Consider the following 15,924-nt stretch of genomic DNA (forward strand, 5'->3'; position numbering starts at 1 on the left):
CGTCGGCGAGCTTGACCTGCCGCATCACCTCGTCGTAGCCATCCGAGGGGAACAACGCCAACGCGACCACATAGCGGACCATCAACGCCGCCGGCAGATCCCGCGTCCGCCGCTCACGCCGGCCCGCCTCCGCGACCACCCGGTCGACCAGCACGTCCGGGAACTGCGCGGCCAGCACCCCCAGCCCGACCCGGTCCACCAACCGGTCCCCGGCCTTCTCCTTGACCTGACCACGCCTCGGCACAGCCAGAACCTACACGATCAGACCTTAAGTTCCTGGTATTGAGCCACGGCCACATCGTGCAGGGCCGTGACCACCCGCTCGTCCAGACCGGAGGTCTCGGCGAACTCGGAGAGTGCGCGCCAGACCCGCCCGGAGCGGTCGAGTCGGCCCGCAACGGTCTAGGCCTGCTGGTGGTAGGCAGTCAGGTTGAACCGGATCCAGCTGGAGACGTCCTGGTCGGGGAGGTACGTCGGGCCCCGGTCGGCGAGTTCGCGGTAGTACTCCCAGGTGTTGCCGGGGCGGCCGAGCCACGTCTCGAACGCGCCGGCTGTGGACCGCGGACGCCGAACGCTCGGGCCAGCCGCGAGATCGCCAGCCGGGCTCGGGAGTGGCACGGCCGACCACACCGCGGGGCCCATACGCCGTGTCACCCCTGTCGCCCCGGCGCCCCGCCACTCCTAGGCACCTCCGTCGTTCGAGACGCCCGGACCGCATTGACCCGGTGGGCCATCCCTGACTGTCCACTTGCCGACAGGTCTTTCTGTCATTGACACAAAAAGCTAGTCTTGCAACGTGATCCATGATCTGTGGGAGCCTCCAGGGGTTCTGATCGCCGTCGACCTCGTGATCCTCACCCTGCGGGGGACGAGCCTGCAGGTGCTGTTGATCAAACGTGCGATCGAGCCGTACCAAGGTGCGTTCGCGCTCCCGGGTGGCTTCCTGGCACACGTCGAGGAGGACCTCGACGCGGCGGCACGGCGGGAGCTCGTCGAGGAGACCGGCATCGAGGCCGGGAGCTTGTATCTGGAACAGCTCGGCGTCTACGGCGAGCCCGGCCGTGACCCGCGGGGGCGGGTTGTCTCGGTGGCCTACCTCGCTGTCGCGCCGCGGTTGCCGGAACCGGTCGCGGGATCGGACGCCGCGGATGCGAGCTGGCAGCCGACGAACCGTGTCCTCTCAGGCGAGTTGGTTCTCGCTTTCGACCATCGTCGAATCATCACGGACGGCGTCGAACGCGCCCGGGCCAAGCTCGAGAACTCAGCACTTGCCACCGCCTTCTGCGGTCCCGCCTTCACCATCGGTGATCTCCAGGATGTGTACGAGGCGGTCTGGGGGACGCCACTCGACCCCAGGAATTTCTACCGAAAGGTCCAGAAAGCCAGCGGGTTCATCGTTCCGGTGGGCGGGGAGCAACGGACCACTGTCGGGCGGCCCGCCCGCCTGTTCCGAGCGGGCCTCAGCTCCGTCCTCTCACCACCGATCACCCGGCCCGTCGCCCCTGCGGCAGATGCCGCCGACACGCACCCGGAAGAGGAGGGATGAGCGTGGCGAACACCCGGACGATCGTCGTCCTGACGGCTCTCGACCTGGAGTACCAGGCAGTTCATGAACATCTGGTAGACGCGCGGCTGCACCGCCATCCGCAGGGAACCCGTTTCGAGGTCGGCCGATTGGCCGGCGGCCGATGCCGGGTGGCGCTGGCACACGTCGGCGTGGGCAATCAGTCGGCAGCGGTGCTCGCCGAACGAGCCATCGCCGAGTTTGCACCGGCGGCTTTGCTCTTCGTCGGCGTCGCCGGCGGCCTTCATCGCCACATCGCACTCGGTGACGTCGTCGTGGGCACTCACGTCTACGCCTTCCACGGCGCCACCAGTGAGGGCGAAGGGCTCTGGGGGCGACCCCGCACGTGGCCGCTATCGCACCGCGCCGAACAGATCGCACGCCACCTGTTTCGGACGAGAAGCTGGGCCCGGCCGCCAGTCGAAGCGGACTCCCTCCCACAGGTGCACTTCGGGCCGATCGCGGCGGGCGAGGTGGTGTTGAACTCCACCGTGTCGGCCCTGGCCCGTTGGCTTCACGACCACTACAACGACGCACTCGCCATCGAGATGGAAGGCGCGGGGGCCAGCCAGGCTGGGCTGCTGAACAGCTCCCTGCCCGTGATCGTGATTCGTGGCGTCAGCGACCACGCCGACGGCACCAAGGAGTCGACCGACCGCCACTTGTGGCAGCAGCGAGCCGTGGCGAACGCGGCCTCGTTCGCCGTGGCACTCGCCGAGGAACTGGCCGTGGACATCGGAAAGGCCGATGCCGCGGAGACGAGGATCGGGAGGAGATCCACCATGCAGGTACCGAACCAGAACATCCGCAACACCGCGTCGGGAAACGCCCAGGTTGGCGTGCAGGCCGGAGCCATACACGGGGGCGTGACCATCGGCGCGACCGGTGAGCGGGTCCCGGCGGACCTCCCGGCGGCGCTCGTCGGCTTCCGCACCGACCTGCAGAACGCACGCAGCGCCGGAACCGTGGACGAGGACACCTACGAGGCCGCCGCAGCCGAGCTCGCCGCAGCCGACGAGGCACTCCAGACGGATTCACCAGCGAACCGCCGAGCCCTGCTGGTCGCCCTCAAGAAGGTCCGTGGGCTGATCGGTGACGTGGCCGACCTCACCACGAAGATCGGGGTAGCCATCGCCATCGCGCAGGGATTGTCGTGACCGATGACTGGGGCTTCGCCTCCGGGTCGGGCTCCCAGCCCAGCCCGGTTTCGTCCTCCAACATCGCCGACGGTTTCTCTCAGGTCGGAGTCCAGGCCGGCGTCGTCCACGGCGACGTCAACCAGTACACGGTCGCCCCTGATGCGAGCCCCGAGGAGAAGTTCGAGGTCGGTGTCCGCCACCTGGACGGGCGCATGGCCGACCAGGCACGCCAGCTCATGCGCGAGTTCGTGGTCAGCTCCGCGAAGTCCGACCGAGTGCGTTTCCACTGGCTGCTGGCACTGGTCAGCGGACGATCGAGGAACGAACTGTCAGCCGATGAGTCCAGGCAGCTACGCGACTTACAGGAAGCTCAACCTGAGCAGAGCGATGGCCCCTGGGCGCAGGGCCTGCGTGCGGTGCTCCTGTTGCTGGAGGCGACCGAAGGTCGGAACACCGACGTCACGGTGGCACTCAAGGAGCTCGACACCCTGCCCGACCAGCAGAAGGGCATGATTCTCCGTCACACGGAACAGTTCCTCGAGGGTCCACTCGAGGACGAAATATGGCAGCGCGCCATCGTTCAGGCCCGCAACGAGCAGAAGATTAACGCACGCACCGATCGGGTGAAGAAGTTCTTCCATCCGGACCCGGTCGCACCGCGCACACGCCCTCCACATCCAGTCGACATCTCCAAACAAACTCGCCTACGTGCCGTAGTTTCGGCAGTGTTCTTCGCAGCCTGGTCGGTACACGTCGCCGTGCGCCTGACGGCGGCCGGAAAAGCCTGGACGATGCTCGGGTGCACACTGGTTCTCACCATCGGTGCACTCGCCGTCCGACACGGAGCGACCTGGAAGATTGAGTACATCGACACCGCGGACGAAGTCGGTTCCCTGCAGCCCTCCGGAGCGTTCGCGAAGAAAATCGACCACGATCTCAAGCACCGCGTCGCCACGAACCCGCCGAGTGGTATCGCCCCCACCGAGTGGCTTCAGTGGACGGCCAGGACCCGACGCAGCATCGCCAACGAGATCATCAACCTCTACTGGGAACGTTGGATCGGCGCCGATCGTATCGCGTGGCTGCTACAGCATGAAGCATGGCAGATGCAGAGGATGTGGAGGGGAGGAACCCACCTGTCCTACACGAGAGCACAGCGTGCCGTGCCGGGCCTCGGTACGTACGGGCTGGTCGGGATCGCCGTACTGGTAGGCGGAGGTCTGTGGACGCTGGTCGCCACAGCCGGAGTCGAGGTTCTCCTGGCCCTCGAGACAGCGCTCTTCGTCACCGCCGCGACTTACATCCATGTTCTCGCCCGACTGGAGAAAGAATGCGAGAAGCGGCGATTCGCCGCAGAGCAGGATCAGCACGAAAAAGTCAGGGCGGCACGACAGACAGGATTCGATCGGTGGAAGGCCTACCTGGCAGACCGGCCGGACGATCAGGAGATGGCACGGTGGCTCGACTGCGACCGCAGAATACTCCTCGACCGGGCGCTGCACCATTACCGACTGACAGCGAGCAACGTCATCGCCCACGCCTTCATCGAGACACAGGCCACGTCAAGTAAACGAGGGCGAGTCCACCGAGGTCCGTTGCGCTACAAGAAATACCAGATCTCCGTTTTTCTCCTCACCGCCGACGGAGTCCGGAACTTCGTGTCGGTGCTGGACTTCGAGACAGGAGAGTTCTCCGATAAGGGGCGCCTGAACTACCGCTTCGACTCGGTCGCCTTCATTCGCGTCGACCGGGGCGCCAGGAACGTACAGAAAGTCGAAATAGTCCTCGTTAACGGCCAGATACTCCCGATGCAGATGACAGAAACCGCACCGGAGGAGATCACCGCGGACGAGACGCCCGAACTGGTGGCCGACCTCACGCAGGACGCCGGCGGACTGCAGCACACCATTCACGTCCTCGAAGGAATCGCCGCCGAGGGCAGGAGATGGTTCCGGCGGACGGCATCCGGCTGGTGACATAACCTCGCCGATGAGGAACGACCGTGATGGATGGGCGCTGCCGGGGTCTGTGGGTGCCTGTGGCCGCCGGGTCGTAACGCGACGTCGGACTTTCCGGCATGGAAACCACGTCTGTGGTCGCAAGAAGATCGCGAAATCGCTTCCGCCGGAGCATCGGCTGCCGTTCTCGACCTGGAGCCTGTCGAAAATGGTGAGCCCCTGGCCACCAAGGAGTGATTGACGATATCAGCCAGGATGGCGTGTCGTTTCTACGCCATCGCCGACGAGCAGGTCACCCCGGTGCCCGTCGAGCCGACGGCGGTTTTCTGTCTGTACGAGTTCGGCCCGCTCAACCTCCAACCCGGCCCGGACGGATCCTGTGATCCCGGTTCGGGAGACCGGCTCAGACCGGGGTATAGAAGACGCGGATCACTTTGGCGTTGAGAGCGCACCACACCGTCGACCTCCCCCCGATGCTGACCACCGTACCTTTGTGACGGTAAACGCTGTGATCGTCGAACTTTTCGCAGTCGACGGAAGCGAAGAATTCGTCGCTCCCCCCACCTAGGCACACGACATGTGCCCCCTTGTGCCCTCCGCTGCCCTCGTCATCCTCGACGGTGCAGGAGAGGTGCGCCGAAGCAGTCGCCTGTGTCCGCGACGCGGTCGCGGGCGGTGCGGGAAGCAGAGTAGCGGTGGCGATCCCGGCCGCGGTGCTGCCATTCGGGGTGGTCGCCAGCCCACTTTTGGGACGGGTCAGACTGTCCAGATATCCCCATGCGAACACGCTCAGCACGGCCAACGCACTAGCAATGATGAGACTCGCGAGCGCAACCAGGTAACGTCTCGAACCCGCACCGTCGGCGCGGTGCGGCGGGTCGCTAACGGGGCCGCTGGTCGGGAACTTCGGGCCGGGGCTGGTGCCGGGGTATGCGGATGTGGCGGGGGGTATGAACGTGTCGGGGAAGGCGGGCTCGGTGAGGGGTTTAGCGCGCCCTTTCACCGTGGCGGTGATGCTGTCTAGCAGCCGGGCGCGGGCGGTGTCGGCGTCCAGACCGTAGAGGTCGAAAGAGACGACCGCGCCGAGGAGGGTGGGGCGGGGGCAGTCCTGAATGCGGATCGGGATGACTTTGCGGGCCTGTCCGTGGGGGTCGGCGCGGAACGCGGCCTCCCATTCCACGCGCCCGTAGACCGAGGTGAGGTAGGCGTGGGAGAGGACCGCAATGACTTTGCGGCTGCCGCGTACTCCGTCCTCCATGCGGCCCATCCAATGATCGCCGGGGACGATGTCCCATGCCTGAATCAGCACCTGGTAGCCGGAATCTTCGAGCTGCCAGGCGATCCACTCCGCCCAGGCGCGATCGGAGGCGGTGTAGGAGACGAAGAAATCCCAGCTGGCTCCGTGCTCCCGCGCGCTCACAGTAGGTCAGATTGCCACAGTCGCCGCCAGTCTGGCGCACGGCCTGTCCACCCAGCTGCGGGGTCTGCGGGCGTCACTGAACTGGACGGCCCCGGCCCTCGTGCTCGACGGGATTTTCAAGCGATGAAGGCCGATGCCGGGCAGTGACCGCCGATCGGGCATCGGCGGGTCCGCGGGTTGTCTGTCAGCTGGTGTATGGGTTCCTCATGGTCATCGGCGCGTGTGCGATGTCGAGCGCCGACTGCGGGAAGCAGGGCCGGCCGTGAACCGTTCCCGTCGGCTCAGGGGTGGATGGACACCAGGTGCAGATGTGCCATGGCCGCGCGCCAGCAGGTGGGTGCCGTCGTCGGCGTTGAGACAGTCGACGAGTTTCCCCATAGCGCGGGGACGGTGTCGGCGTCCGGAGCCGTGTGGTGGGCGGCCGACGCGGACTGAAAGCTCAGGAGCGCCTGGCGTTCGCGTTGCCGGCGTAGCCGGCCCGGCGGATCTTCGCGTGGGCGGGTTCGATGGATACGGTCTGCCCGTTAACCTGCAGGTTCAGGTTCGCATTAGTGCTGGTTGGGTGCACTGGTCACCGTGACCATGAGTGCGACCTGGGCATCGGCCAGATCGGGCATCGTGGCGACCAGCACTAATGCGAACCTCCATAGCGTGACCGGGCAGACGCGGAGCGCTGCAACTATGGTCCGCATGCCCAGGCAGCGCTCCCGCGACTGTCCATCCGGTGGTGATGAACGACCAGCATGCGGCAGATGGGTCCGCGCCAGATAGGGGCCCGTGGGCAGGCTGGCGTCCCGGTTCTTCCGCACGCAGCGACTGATTCCCTGGCCGGGCTCGCACCGGCTACGACGCGGGAAGACCGTCGGCCCTACTGGCTCGTCCAGGCCGAGGCCCGCCTACAACGCACCCGATCTACGCCCTGAGCGAGCGCCGGACGCCAGCGGGTGCTTCAGGCAACCGACCCACGTCGGGTAGCCGTTCCTGCTGTGACGCTGGTTCGTCGCCCGCGGGCCCGCCCGCGACTCCCCGGCTCGGCGCATGCCGTCGAGGTGTCCGTGTCGTCAGGCGGTCCGGGCGCCGTGGATGATGCCAAGGTCGAGTTCGATGCGGCGTCCGTGGACGGTGACGACGATGCTCGCGGTGTCGGCGCCAGTAGCGGTGAGGTAGTCGTAGAGGGTCGACAGGAGCATGTCCTCACGGCTTTCGAGGCGCGAGACAGCAGCTTGGCCGACACCGAGCTTCTTGGCGACCTCTGCCTGGGTCATCTGCGCCGCCTTGCGGATCATCGCCAGGTTCATGGCGTGGACCCGGTCCATCTCCTCGGCCGCCACGTGGGCCTCGGCGACATCGGCGGCGAGCTGGGGGTCGGCCAAGAGCCGGTCCAGGTGGTCGTTGCCACGGACGAACTTCGATGGGAGCCGCGGGGCGTCCTCTGTCATGGCTTCTCCTCGTAGGAGGTCTCGCGCTTCCACTGGTCGATCATGGGGTCGGCTCTGGCGGCTACTCCGTCGTAGAAGACGTCTCCCAACCTGGCCTTGTCGGCGGCGAACAGCGCGACGACCACGGTGCCGGTCCCGGGAGGAAACCAGCAGATCAGCCGGACAGCTACCCGTGGGTCGTAGGCGTGCGAGACCCGCCAGAGCGGGTAGCGGCGCGACTGCCGTACCCAGCGCAGGGTCGCTGTCTCGCTGTCCCGAGTGGGCGGATCTGTCAGGTTCCGCAACTGGTCGAGGGCACGAGCGGCGTAGGCCAGCAGGAGACGCGAATTTTCGTCGCCTGCGCGCACCTCCTCCTCCAGGCGGTCGAGCCACCGGCCGAAATCCTCAGGCCAGTCAATGTCCACTGCAACAGCATTACATCGAAGGCATATTCCATGCAAGGCATGGCGCATCGATCGGCCCGTCGGAGCCGGTCACATCGGGCCCCAACACCACACGAACCGGCTTCCCATGCCCGCAGACCTGCGCCTACGGAACCTCGCCAACCACCCCCGACCGATAGGCCGAACCTATCCGCCCAGACAGGAAGCCCACTACGGAGCGTGATAGATCTCGGCTACTCGATCCCGCTTGCCAGCTGGAGCCGAATCTCGAGCCAAGATTTTCTGGCGACACGCGGACACACCGCTCAACCCCTATCCCGTCCTCCTGGCGTTCGTGTTGCCGGTGTAGCCGGCCCGGCGGATCTTCGCGTGGGCGGGTTCGACGGACACGGTCGGGCCGTTGACCTGCAGGTTTAGGTTCGCATTAGTGCTGGTTGGGTGCACAAACCACCGTTGACCTGCGCTGGACCCGACTAATTGCGATCATGGACGTCGGGGACAGCGCATCTGCACGTGTTAACTTTCCGCGCATGGCCGATCTTCGTGAGGGCTTGGACCCTCTCTGGGGACTGCTGCTGACGAGCTGGAACCGCTCGATGGAAGCGGCACGCAGGGCCCCCAAGACGCGCAAGCTCTACCTCGACGCCGCCACCGCGCTGATCAACTACTTAGCCGACTCCGCCGGCCCTCCCGCGGAGGCTTCGGAGATCACGAAGGCGCAGATCGAGGAGTTCCTCATCTGGTTCGGCACCGTCCCGACCCCCCCGACGGCCCGAAGGCCGTGGCGACGCCTACGTGAACCAGACCTTCCGCGCCTTACAGCAGTGGTTCAAGTGGCTCCTCGACGAGGACGAGATCACGCACTCGCCGCTGGAGCGGATGTCGCCGCCGAAGGTCGACGAGAAGCCCGTCCCGGTGCTGCACGAGGACGAGATCCGGGCGATCCTCGCGACGTGTGCCGGCAAGACGTTCGCGGAACGTCGCGACAATGCGATCATCCGCTGCTTGCTCGACTCCGGCGGACGCCGCACCGAGATCGCCAAGCTCCGCGTCGAGGACGTCGACCTCAACCGGAAGGTGCTGCACGTGCTCGGCGAGGGACACCGCCCGCGACCGGTCCCGATCGGCAACAACACCGCGCTCGCCCTCGGCCGCTACCTGCGGCTGCGGGCCCGCGACAAGCACGCGAGCCGTCCCGAGCTGTGGCTTGCCGACCGCACCCGCGGCCCGCTCACCGGCGACGGTCTCGCCCAGATGATCGGGCGACGGGGAGAGCAGGCGGGCATCAAGGGACTGCACCCACACCAGTTCCGGCACACGCTCGCCAACGACTGGCAGTTCGCCGGAGGCAGCGAAGGCGATCTCATGCGGATCATGGGCTGGAGCTCCCGGCAGATGGTCGACCGCTACGCCAAGATCGCACAGGAGAAGCGCGCGCAGATCGCGCACGAACGCCTTGCCCTCGGCGACCGCTTCTGACCGGCCGCCGTCACAGGCGGGCCGCCGGGGCGCTCCCCCGTAGGCCTGAGACGCACCAGCACCGATCACGTGCGCTGCCGCGCCGGACAGCCCGTCAGGAGTCGCCGCGCCACCCCGCGCGGTGCTGATCGCACCACGCCTCCACGTCCCGCCTGTGCCACAGGCGGATGCGCGGCTTCACCACCGCCGGAGTCGGGAAACCCGCGTACCGGGTGAGCATGTCGGCCCGTGATCGACTCACGCCCAGCATCGACGCGAAGTCGCTGACGTCGATCAAATCGAGGACACATTCACTGCTCACAAACACGTGACGCTATGTGATGCTCATCGTCTTGCCCGAGAAGCTTTCCTTCTTGTCCTGTCTACGTGCTGTTGCTTCTTGTCTTGTCGATATAGCCTGTGCTCCCGGTCGCCCGGCCGGGAGCACAGGACGGGCCCGGTCAGGTGGGCAAACACCGGACCGGGCCCTGGGCACCGACCTTCGGGAGGTCAGAACCGTGCCTGACAGTCAACCAGCAAACATCACGAAGGCCCCTTCGCCGGCCGACGCTTCGAGCGTCCCGGACGTCACGGTCCGCGAGACGGGAACCGGGCCGTTCCGGTACGTCGTGGTCGACATACCCGCCGGGGTGCATCCGGTGAGCCTGGCCAAGGCGTTGCGCAACCTGCCGATCGGATGCGAGTTCGCGAACATGTCCGACCTGGCCGGTACCCGCTCCGGTGGTGAACTGCGTTTCCGCGTTCACGACGACCATGGCCCCGCACACGGCCACCGGAGCGCCTACGACGACATCGGGACGCGGGTGCCCCGGCTCGACACGGACAGCCCGTTCAGCTTCGAGGGACCTACGGGCAGCCCCCGGTGAGCGCGCACCTGGTGCTGCCCGCCGCATCCCACCGGGTGCAGGTCGCCCGGCGACGGGCGGCGGCATCCTCGGACCGTCGTTCGCTTCTCGTGGGCATCCTCGTGGTCGACGACGCCGGTGCGCCGGTCGAGGTGGTCAGCCCGTTCGGCAGCGAGACCGCCGCGCGGCAGTGGGCCGACCAGTACGGCGTCACGACGTACCAGCTCCTTCCCGCCCGGATCGCGGGCGGACGTAGCTAACGCCCGTCTCACCACCGCCCGCCGCCAGGCGGTACCGAGCGGCCTCTCATCCCTTCCGCGGGTGAGGGGCCGTTCGCATGTCCACCAACCCCCAAGCGCGATAATTACTAAGAGCGACGATCCACATCGCGGATAACGAGCTCAGCGCCCAAGGCGGACCGGGGCCACAGGCCCCTGATTCCAGGGTTTCAAGGGTTTCGCGACTCACCCCGCTAACAAGCATCTCCCCAGGTCATCGGCCATATCAGCCGCTAACGGGGGTGCTAACAGTTAGCAGGAGACCCGCTAACTGTTAGCACGGCTGGGACCGCACCAGCGATCACTCTTGGTGACCGCACCGGCCTGCTCGACGGTCAGCCGGCCCTCTAACGAGTCCGCATCCCACAGGCTCCGGGCTCCGGGCTCCGACACGAATCGGCGTCATCCGACGCGTCAGGGACCACCCAACAGGGTGTAGTGGACGAGATGGGTGTCGTCCGGGTCACCTGCCCAGATGATGGTCGTGCACAGTGTCCCGCCAGCGACTACGGCCAGGTCCTTGGAGCGGAAGATGGTCGCGCCCCCCGGCGTGCGACCGGCGGCCACGAGCTCCAGATCGATCTCTGCCCTCGCCTCCGGACTGCCTCTCAGGTAGCCGCGACCGTCGCAGTACGTCAGCCTCTCCGGGAACCGCCCCGGGAAGAACTCGCCGTACTCCGAGTGCCGCCGCTCAAGGACGACACCAGCCGCGACGACCAACCCGAGGGCGATCAGCCCGCCTGCCGCGACGACCACGGGCAGAAACCGTCGCCGCAAATCCCGTCCCCGCGTCAAGATCGCCGCCATGCTGGCAGTGTCACACATCCAGCTCTCGCATGGCGGACAGTGACGGGTAAGGAAACATCGGGGCAAGCCAGCGGGCGCTTGCTGTAAGCGGCACGGGTGCTTGCGCAAGCACGCCTGTAAAGCGGGAAACAACCGCTCTGAGCTGCTGGTATATGTGTAAGCACCTTTGCCGCCAGATCATGAGAATCAACGAAAACCGGCCTTGCGACCCCTCCCGCGCCGAGTCACTGGCCGATCCGGGTGATCGGATTTCTTCCACGTGATCGATCACCGAAGGTAGCCGACGAAGTCATCTCGCCCCAGGCTCGGCGGACCTGCCCGTGGTCGCTGCCACCGTCGAGCAGCTCAGCCAGATTCAGGCGCCCGGGATGCCGCAGTGCTGAGCGGGCCGAGAACGCTGATGAGCAGCCGCTCCTTGTTGACGGCGAGGAAGCTGAGAGCGGGTCCGGCGTCGATGACCGGCCGTACGGTCACCGTGTGGGGGCCGGGGAAGACTCGCCGGCCGCATCGTCGAGGCCGCTCAGACCGATGTCGACGTCCGGCAGGTCGGTGCTGTCAGTCCACGTCCGGGGTGGCTCTCCGGCTTCGATGCCTGCCTCGCGTAGCTCTGTGGCCACAGTCGCGACGTCGACGCCGCGGAGCGTGGCCAGAGCCTGCGCGGAGACAACGTGTTCCAGATAGCCGTTGATCGCACGGGCGAGGAGCCGCTGAGGAGCCCGCCGCCGGTCGGACTCGGCCTGCAGGGCACGGTACTGGTCGATCCAGCCGAACCGCGCCGCCAGCCACGGCGTGGCGACGGATCGCCATTCCGCTTTCACGGCTTCCGTGATGTAGCCGGCCTGCTCCAAGGCGATCACGGCGATCGGCGAGGATACCAGGAACCGTTGCGTCACCTGCGAAAGCAGCGCGAGGTCCATGTCTTCAGGGCCGTGGTCGCCAAGGAACCCGCGCAGCCCCTCCGTCGGTATGAGTAGGTGTCGAGCGAAGGCATCCGCTCGTACCTCCTCTGGCCGACGCTCGCTCCATGTTCCTTCGGCCGCGTCCGACCAGTCCTCGAACAGGACATGCGCCAGTTCGTGGGCGAGGGAGCTGCGCTGCCGCATGGGCCGGTCGGTCCGCGCCACGCCGATGAACACCGCGTTCCGGAGCGGATCGCGCACCGTGAGCCCGTGTTCGTCCGGGCCTGCGTCGAGTACGGCCACGTCGATCCCGGTGGTCTGCTCAACGAGCGACACGAGATCGCCCAAGGCCTGCGCCCCCAGGCGATGGTCTCGACGGAACCGCGCCGCCGCGACCCTCCCGTCCGACTCGGCGCTCACTGGTGCACCGTCCTCACCTCGGAACTCATGCCACCACCGGGAACGGCGGGATGCCCTGGTCATCCAGATAGGCGTCCAGATCCAGGTAGTGCAACAGCTCCCGGCGCATCGCGGCCATCTCGGCGTCGTTCGTGGCGCGGGCCGCGTACTGGGCACGGTCGGCCACCGATCCGACACCAGTCAGTTCCGCCACGGAGTGGCCGGTTGCGCCCGCGATCGCGATGATCTCCGTCATCTTGGCTACCCGATCACCAGCGACGATCCGAGACAGCGTCGGCTGCGAGATACCCGTGACCTGAGCCAAGGCCCGTTGGGTCAACTGGGCAGCACTCATGGCATGCCTGATCCGTTCACCCACACCGATCAAGTCCGTACCACCACCCCCTTGAATCAGATCAAGCATACCCGATTCAGAGCTGGTTCCAGCCCGTTCGACCGCATGCCTTGCAGGTCACCGAATCCGCCTCACCTTCGCAGGCTCGGCGGGCATCGGAGATGCACCGCCAGGCTGCACCTTCAACAGCCCTGATCACGCGACGAAACGCGTCAGCCGTGGACTGCGGACACCGAAACGCTCGGGCCAGCCGTGAGATCGCCAGCCGGGCCGGGCGTGGCACGGACGACCACACGGCAGGGCCCGTACGCTGCGTCACCCCTGCAGCCCCGGCGCCCTGCCTGTCCGCCCACAGTCAGGTGGAGGCTGAACCCGCTCCGACATCCGCATGTCCCTTGCCGGGAGGCGATGGCGGTGTCAGCGGCGTGCGGTCAGCTCGTGGAGAAGGGTGTCGGTGGCGGCGTGGTGGTCAAGCAGGATGCGGGCGGCGTGGTGGCGGTGGAGCCAGAACTCGTCGAGGGCGTCCTGTGAGTGTGCCAGTCTGAAGTGGCCCCACTTGGGGCGGTTGTGACAGCTTGATGTGGCTCCACCCCCGATCCGCCTGTCCGCTACTGTGCGTGACGTCTCGCGAGGACTGTCACGGAAGGTAGCAGGTTGAAGGAGATACCGAGGGTGGAGTTGTACGAACGTATCCGGCGGGCCTGCCGCGAGGCGGGCCTCGGCGATGTCCGTGAGGCGGTCGATGATCGCGGCAAGCTTGGCGATGTCGACGGCGAACCAGCTGCGCGCCTGCGTGGAGGTCGCGGCGCTCGCGGGCAGGGTCGCGAAGGTGGTGTGGATGCGGCCGAGAGCATTGCCGGCGCCATGCGCCTGGCCCGCGGTGAGCGCGGTGGTGACGACCGCTCCGGGCATCCACTCCCACACGGACACCGGGTACGGGGAGCTGGCGTCGATCAGGTCGCCGGCTTGGCTGCGCAGCAGATCGGCGACCGGCACGCTGTGTCGCCCGCTGAGGGCCGACAGCCAGATCGCGTCGGCCTCGCCGATCAGATCGCTGCCTGGCGGATAGTTCTTGACGAAGACGTCACGGTCCGTGCATGTCGCCCGGTAGTTGATCGTGCCCTGCCCGATCGGTAGCTGGACCAGGCGCCACGGGGTGAGTCCGTAGCGGCACGTGAGAACGTCTGCGACCGTGACCAGCGGTTCGGTGGCGGGGTCGGTCATCGACGGTGTTCTCCGGTCAGGTGTGGACGTGGCCGGTGCGGGGCGGCTCGCCCGGGAACAGTTCCGCGGCGAGCGAGGGTCACGCGGCAGCACGCTCCATACCCCACACCCTGGACTTGGCCTCCCTCCGCTCCAACGCCCTGGCACCCCCGATCTCAGCCACCTGCAGGCTGACCAGGACGGCACCGTACTAACCGACCACATGGGCTGGAACTCCATCCAGATGGCCGCCTGGTACAGGGCCATCGGCTGGGTGGAGCGCGCACAGCGCGAACACGAGCGCCTGGGCTTGGGCGACCGCATCGACACCCCGCGCGGCCCACGGCGTACTTCGGCGAAGTCCTGTCCGCGCCTCGATGCGTCAGTGCTGGAGCAGGCGTGACAATGTCACAGTTGCCTGCCGACTTCACGACGGCGCAGCTCCTCCAGCCGGGAGAACTCGACTCCCAACGCCTCGGGGGTCGCTCCGAGCTGCGCGTTGCGCTGCTGCTGCCGGGCGAACCGCGCTGTCCAGCCGGCTTCGTCCAGGCCCGGGATGGTGGGAGGCGGGATGGTCACCTGCTCCGGCGTGCCTTCCCAGGCCGCTCGGATCCTCTCGATCGGCTCGTCGTCTTCGTAGAAGTCACCGGAGATCGCCGTCAGGGGCCCGGCCGTCTCTCGTGCGGGATGGGTGGCCGCGTAACAGGGACCACACGGAGATGCTTTTCCAGACCCGTGTAGTCGCCGGGGTTCGCGGTGAACAGCGGCAGGCCCTCGGCGATCGCGGTGGACGCGATCATCAGATCGGCGACGCGGCGGCGCGGCTTGCGGCCAGCGGCGATGACAGCCGCCGACAGCCGGCCGTAGGCGCGCGCGGCCTCGACACCGAACGGGATCGGGTCGAACTCGTTCTCGGCGCGCTGGAGCGTCTCCATCCGCCGGGCCCGTTCCTCGTGCTCGTCGTAGAGGCCCTGTTCGTCGTTGCGGCGGACCTCGTGCGGGCCGGAGGACAGCTCGGCGAGCGTCACGGCGCTGATCGCGACCTCGGCGGGGAGTTCCGCCGGGTCGATCCACGGGCGCAGGATCACGATGTTCGTGTCGAGCAGGCCCTGGCGGGGGGTCTCACTGGTCATAGGCCCCGCCGGCTTCATGGTCGATCGTCGCATCCTGGTCGGCGCGGAACGCCTCCAGGTCGATCGTCGGTGCGTTGCGGGACATCGCGGCGAACTCCTCACGTGGGACGAACCTGCGCCGGCGCCGGATCGGGACCAGCTGCCCGATCTCCCGGCCATCCCGGGTGACCGTGAACGACTGCCCGCGCTCGACCGCGTCCATGATCTCCCGCGATCGTGACCGCAGGTCCCGCTGCGTGATCTCAGGAATGCTCACCCCTTGACCGTAGCACCCTGTGGCACACCGTGACCCGGCCCTGTCGTTCATCAGGTTGCGTGCGACTGGTACCGCCTCCCGTGGACTCGGCCATATTCCCCCACCTCAGGGCCTCCCCCGACCCCCAGGGCGACTCTGCTGCTTAATTCGCGGTCGGGGTTGTGCGCTGCTGGCTGAGGCGGGTGAGTCTGCTGGTGCGGGGTGTGAAGGGCGGCTGGTGGGGGTTCCAGTGGGCGTCGAGGCGGATGACGTTGACCGCGGTGGCGGAGAAGGCGTGTTGGAGGCGGGTCTTGGGCAGGCCGCGGTAGCGGGCGTTGCGCAGGCCGGTGACGTCGAGGGCCTGGTTGATGGTTCCTTCGATCCCGGC

At 67.2% G+C, this 15,924-nt stretch carries 19 protein-coding genes and 1 pseudogene; 6 read left to right on the forward strand and 14 right to left on the reverse strand.

Annotation, left to right across the window (positions count from 1 at the left end; genetic code table 11):
- Together B207_RS36260 and B207_RS43110 are read right to left on the reverse strand one after the other, a co-directional pair.
- Nucleotides 1-244: transposase domain-containing protein (locus tag B207_RS36260; RefSeq protein ID WP_195905376.1), on the reverse strand; the 244-nt coding region annotated here is incomplete at its 3' end.
- Between the two features lie 41 nt (nucleotides 245-285).
- Nucleotides 286-641, reverse strand: a pseudogene (locus B207_RS43110) (Fic family protein); the annotation flags it as partial.
- 155 nt (nucleotides 642-796) lie between these two features.
- Here B207_RS43110 and B207_RS0129115 point away from each other — a divergent pair.
- The 3 genes from B207_RS0129115 (at nucleotide 797) to B207_RS0129125 (ending at nucleotide 4,679) form a co-directional block, all read left to right on the forward strand.
- Complete coding sequence (locus tag B207_RS0129115) at nucleotides 797-1,546, forward strand: NUDIX hydrolase (protein WP_018640220.1); 750 nt, start codon at nucleotides 797-799, stop codon at nucleotides 1,544-1,546.
- Nucleotides 1,543-2,721, forward strand: coding sequence for a 5'-methylthioadenosine/S-adenosylhomocysteine nucleosidase family protein (locus B207_RS0129120; protein WP_018640221.1), 1,179 nt, complete (start codon nucleotides 1,543-1,545; stop codon nucleotides 2,719-2,721). Before B207_RS0129115 ends, B207_RS0129120 begins: the two co-directional genes overlap by 4 nt.
- A 194-nt stretch (nucleotides 2,722-2,915) precedes the next feature.
- Nucleotides 2,916-4,679 carry a hypothetical protein gene (locus tag B207_RS0129125; protein ID WP_230205308.1) on the forward strand — a complete coding sequence of 588 codons (1,764 nt, stop codon included), beginning with the start codon at nucleotides 2,916-2,918 and terminating at the stop codon, nucleotides 4,677-4,679.
- A gap of 385 nt (nucleotides 4,680-5,064) precedes the next feature.
- Here B207_RS0129125 and B207_RS37665 read toward each other — a convergent pair whose 3' ends face one another.
- From B207_RS37665 to B207_RS0129150, 3 genes are all read right to left on the reverse strand, one after another.
- Entirely contained in the window at nucleotides 5,065-6,081 is a 1,017-nt protein-coding gene (locus B207_RS37665; RefSeq protein ID WP_018640223.1) for a toll/interleukin-1 receptor domain-containing protein, read from the reverse strand.
- Nucleotides 6,082-7,142: 1,061 nt separating this feature from the next.
- Nucleotides 7,143-7,520, reverse strand: a complete 378-nt coding sequence (locus B207_RS0129145; protein ID WP_018640225.1) for a helix-turn-helix domain-containing protein — start codon at nucleotides 7,518-7,520, stop codon at nucleotides 7,143-7,145.
- The gene (locus B207_RS0129150; protein WP_018640226.1) at nucleotides 7,517-7,924 is read right to left on the reverse strand and encodes a hypothetical protein; all 408 of its coding nucleotides are present in this window, start codon (nucleotides 7,922-7,924) and stop codon (nucleotides 7,517-7,519) included. The genes B207_RS0129145 and B207_RS0129150 overlap by 4 nt, the downstream gene beginning before the upstream one ends.
- A gap of 774 nt (nucleotides 7,925-8,698) precedes the next feature.
- On the opposite strand from B207_RS0129150, the gene B207_RS0129155 reads away from it, so the two are divergent.
- On the forward strand, nucleotides 8,699-9,382 hold the full coding sequence (locus B207_RS0129155; RefSeq protein WP_018640227.1) for a tyrosine-type recombinase/integrase: 684 nt from the start codon (nucleotides 8,699-8,701) through the stop codon (nucleotides 9,380-9,382).
- Between the two features lie 94 nt (nucleotides 9,383-9,476).
- On the opposite strand, the gene B207_RS0129160 is transcribed toward B207_RS0129155, so the two are convergent.
- A complete protein-coding gene (locus B207_RS0129160) occupies nucleotides 9,477-9,683 on the reverse strand; it encodes a helix-turn-helix transcriptional regulator (protein ID WP_230205309.1) in 207 nt (68 codons plus the stop codon).
- Between the two features lie 196 nt (nucleotides 9,684-9,879).
- Between B207_RS0129160 and B207_RS0129165 the strand changes: the two genes are divergently transcribed.
- Nucleotides 9,880-10,248 carry a hypothetical protein gene (locus tag B207_RS0129165; protein WP_018640229.1) on the forward strand — a complete coding sequence of 123 codons (369 nt, stop codon included), beginning with the start codon at nucleotides 9,880-9,882 and terminating at the stop codon, nucleotides 10,246-10,248.
- Complete coding sequence (locus B207_RS0129170; RefSeq protein WP_018640230.1) at nucleotides 10,245-10,487, forward strand: hypothetical protein; 243 nt, start codon at nucleotides 10,245-10,247, stop codon at nucleotides 10,485-10,487. The genes B207_RS0129165 and B207_RS0129170 overlap by 4 nt, the downstream gene beginning before the upstream one ends.
- Before the next feature lie 432 nt (nucleotides 10,488-10,919).
- Here the strand turns inward: B207_RS0129170 and B207_RS0129175 are convergent, their stop codons facing one another.
- From B207_RS0129175 to B207_RS0129220, 8 genes are all read right to left on the reverse strand, one after another.
- Nucleotides 10,920-11,261 (reverse strand): hypothetical protein, encoded by a 342-nt coding sequence (locus tag B207_RS0129175; protein WP_035742901.1) that lies wholly within the window; start codon nucleotides 11,259-11,261, stop codon nucleotides 10,920-10,922.
- 521 nt (nucleotides 11,262-11,782) lie between these two features.
- Complete coding sequence (locus B207_RS0129185; protein WP_018640233.1) at nucleotides 11,783-12,631, reverse strand: ImmA/IrrE family metallo-endopeptidase; 849 nt, start codon at nucleotides 12,629-12,631, stop codon at nucleotides 11,783-11,785.
- A 25-nt stretch (nucleotides 12,632-12,656) separates the two neighbouring features.
- Nucleotides 12,657-13,034, reverse strand: a complete 378-nt coding sequence (locus B207_RS0129190) for a helix-turn-helix domain-containing protein (RefSeq protein WP_051102715.1) — start codon at nucleotides 13,032-13,034, stop codon at nucleotides 12,657-12,659.
- A 348-nt stretch (nucleotides 13,035-13,382) separates the two neighbouring features.
- Complete coding sequence (locus B207_RS37435) at nucleotides 13,383-14,189, reverse strand: aminoglycoside phosphotransferase/kinase family protein (protein WP_018640235.1); 807 nt, start codon at nucleotides 14,187-14,189, stop codon at nucleotides 13,383-13,385.
- Between the two features lie 387 nt (nucleotides 14,190-14,576).
- Entirely contained in the window at nucleotides 14,577-14,747 is a 171-nt protein-coding gene (locus B207_RS40340) for a hypothetical protein (RefSeq protein ID WP_018640237.1), read from the reverse strand.
- An 80-nt stretch (nucleotides 14,748-14,827) separates the two neighbouring features.
- The gene (locus B207_RS0129210) at nucleotides 14,828-15,301 is read right to left on the reverse strand and encodes a type II toxin-antitoxin system VapC family toxin (RefSeq protein ID WP_018640238.1); all 474 of its coding nucleotides are present in this window, start codon (nucleotides 15,299-15,301) and stop codon (nucleotides 14,828-14,830) included.
- On the reverse strand, nucleotides 15,291-15,608 hold the full coding sequence (locus tag B207_RS0129215) for a type II toxin-antitoxin system Phd/YefM family antitoxin (protein ID WP_051102716.1): 318 nt from the start codon (nucleotides 15,606-15,608) through the stop codon (nucleotides 15,291-15,293). The genes B207_RS0129210 and B207_RS0129215 overlap by 11 nt, the downstream gene beginning before the upstream one ends.
- Before the next feature lie 91 nt (nucleotides 15,609-15,699).
- A partial coding sequence (locus tag B207_RS0129220) for a transposase (protein ID WP_018640240.1) occupies nucleotides 15,700-15,924 on the reverse strand: 225 nt, incomplete at its 5' end.

The sequence above is a fragment of the Parafrankia elaeagni genome (genome assembly GCF_000374165.1).
GTDB classification, from domain to species: domain Bacteria; phylum Actinomycetota; class Actinomycetes; order Frankiales; family Frankiaceae; genus Parafrankia; species Parafrankia elaeagni.

What these genes read in the sequence shown, in the direction of transcription:
- B207_RS0129120 (WP_018640221.1), top strand. Translation starts at nt 1,543, where the DNA reads ATGAGCGTGGCGAACACCCGGACGATCGTCGTCCTGACGGCTCTCGAC.
- B207_RS0129125 (WP_230205308.1), top strand. Translation starts at nt 2,916, where the DNA reads ATGGCCGACCAGGCACGCCAGCTCATGCGCGAGTTCGTGGTCAGCTCC.
- B207_RS0129145 (WP_018640225.1), bottom strand. Translation starts at nt 7,520, where the DNA reads ATGACAGAGGACGCCCCGCGGCTCCCATCGAAGTTCGTCCGTGGCAAC.
- B207_RS0129190 (WP_051102715.1), bottom strand. Translation starts at nt 13,034, where the DNA reads ATGCTTGATCTGATTCAAGGGGGTGGTGGTACGGACTTGATCGGTGTG.
- B207_RS37435 (WP_018640235.1), bottom strand. Translation starts at nt 14,189, where the DNA reads ATGACCGACCCCGCCACCGAACCGCTGGTCACGGTCGCAGACGTTCTC.
- B207_RS0129210 (WP_018640238.1), bottom strand. Translation starts at nt 15,301, where the DNA reads ATGACCAGTGAGACCCCCCGCCAGGGCCTGCTCGACACGAACATCGTG.
- B207_RS0129215 (WP_051102716.1), bottom strand. Translation starts at nt 15,608, where the DNA reads ATGAACGACAGGGCCGGGTCACGGTGTGCCACAGGGTGCTACGGTCAA.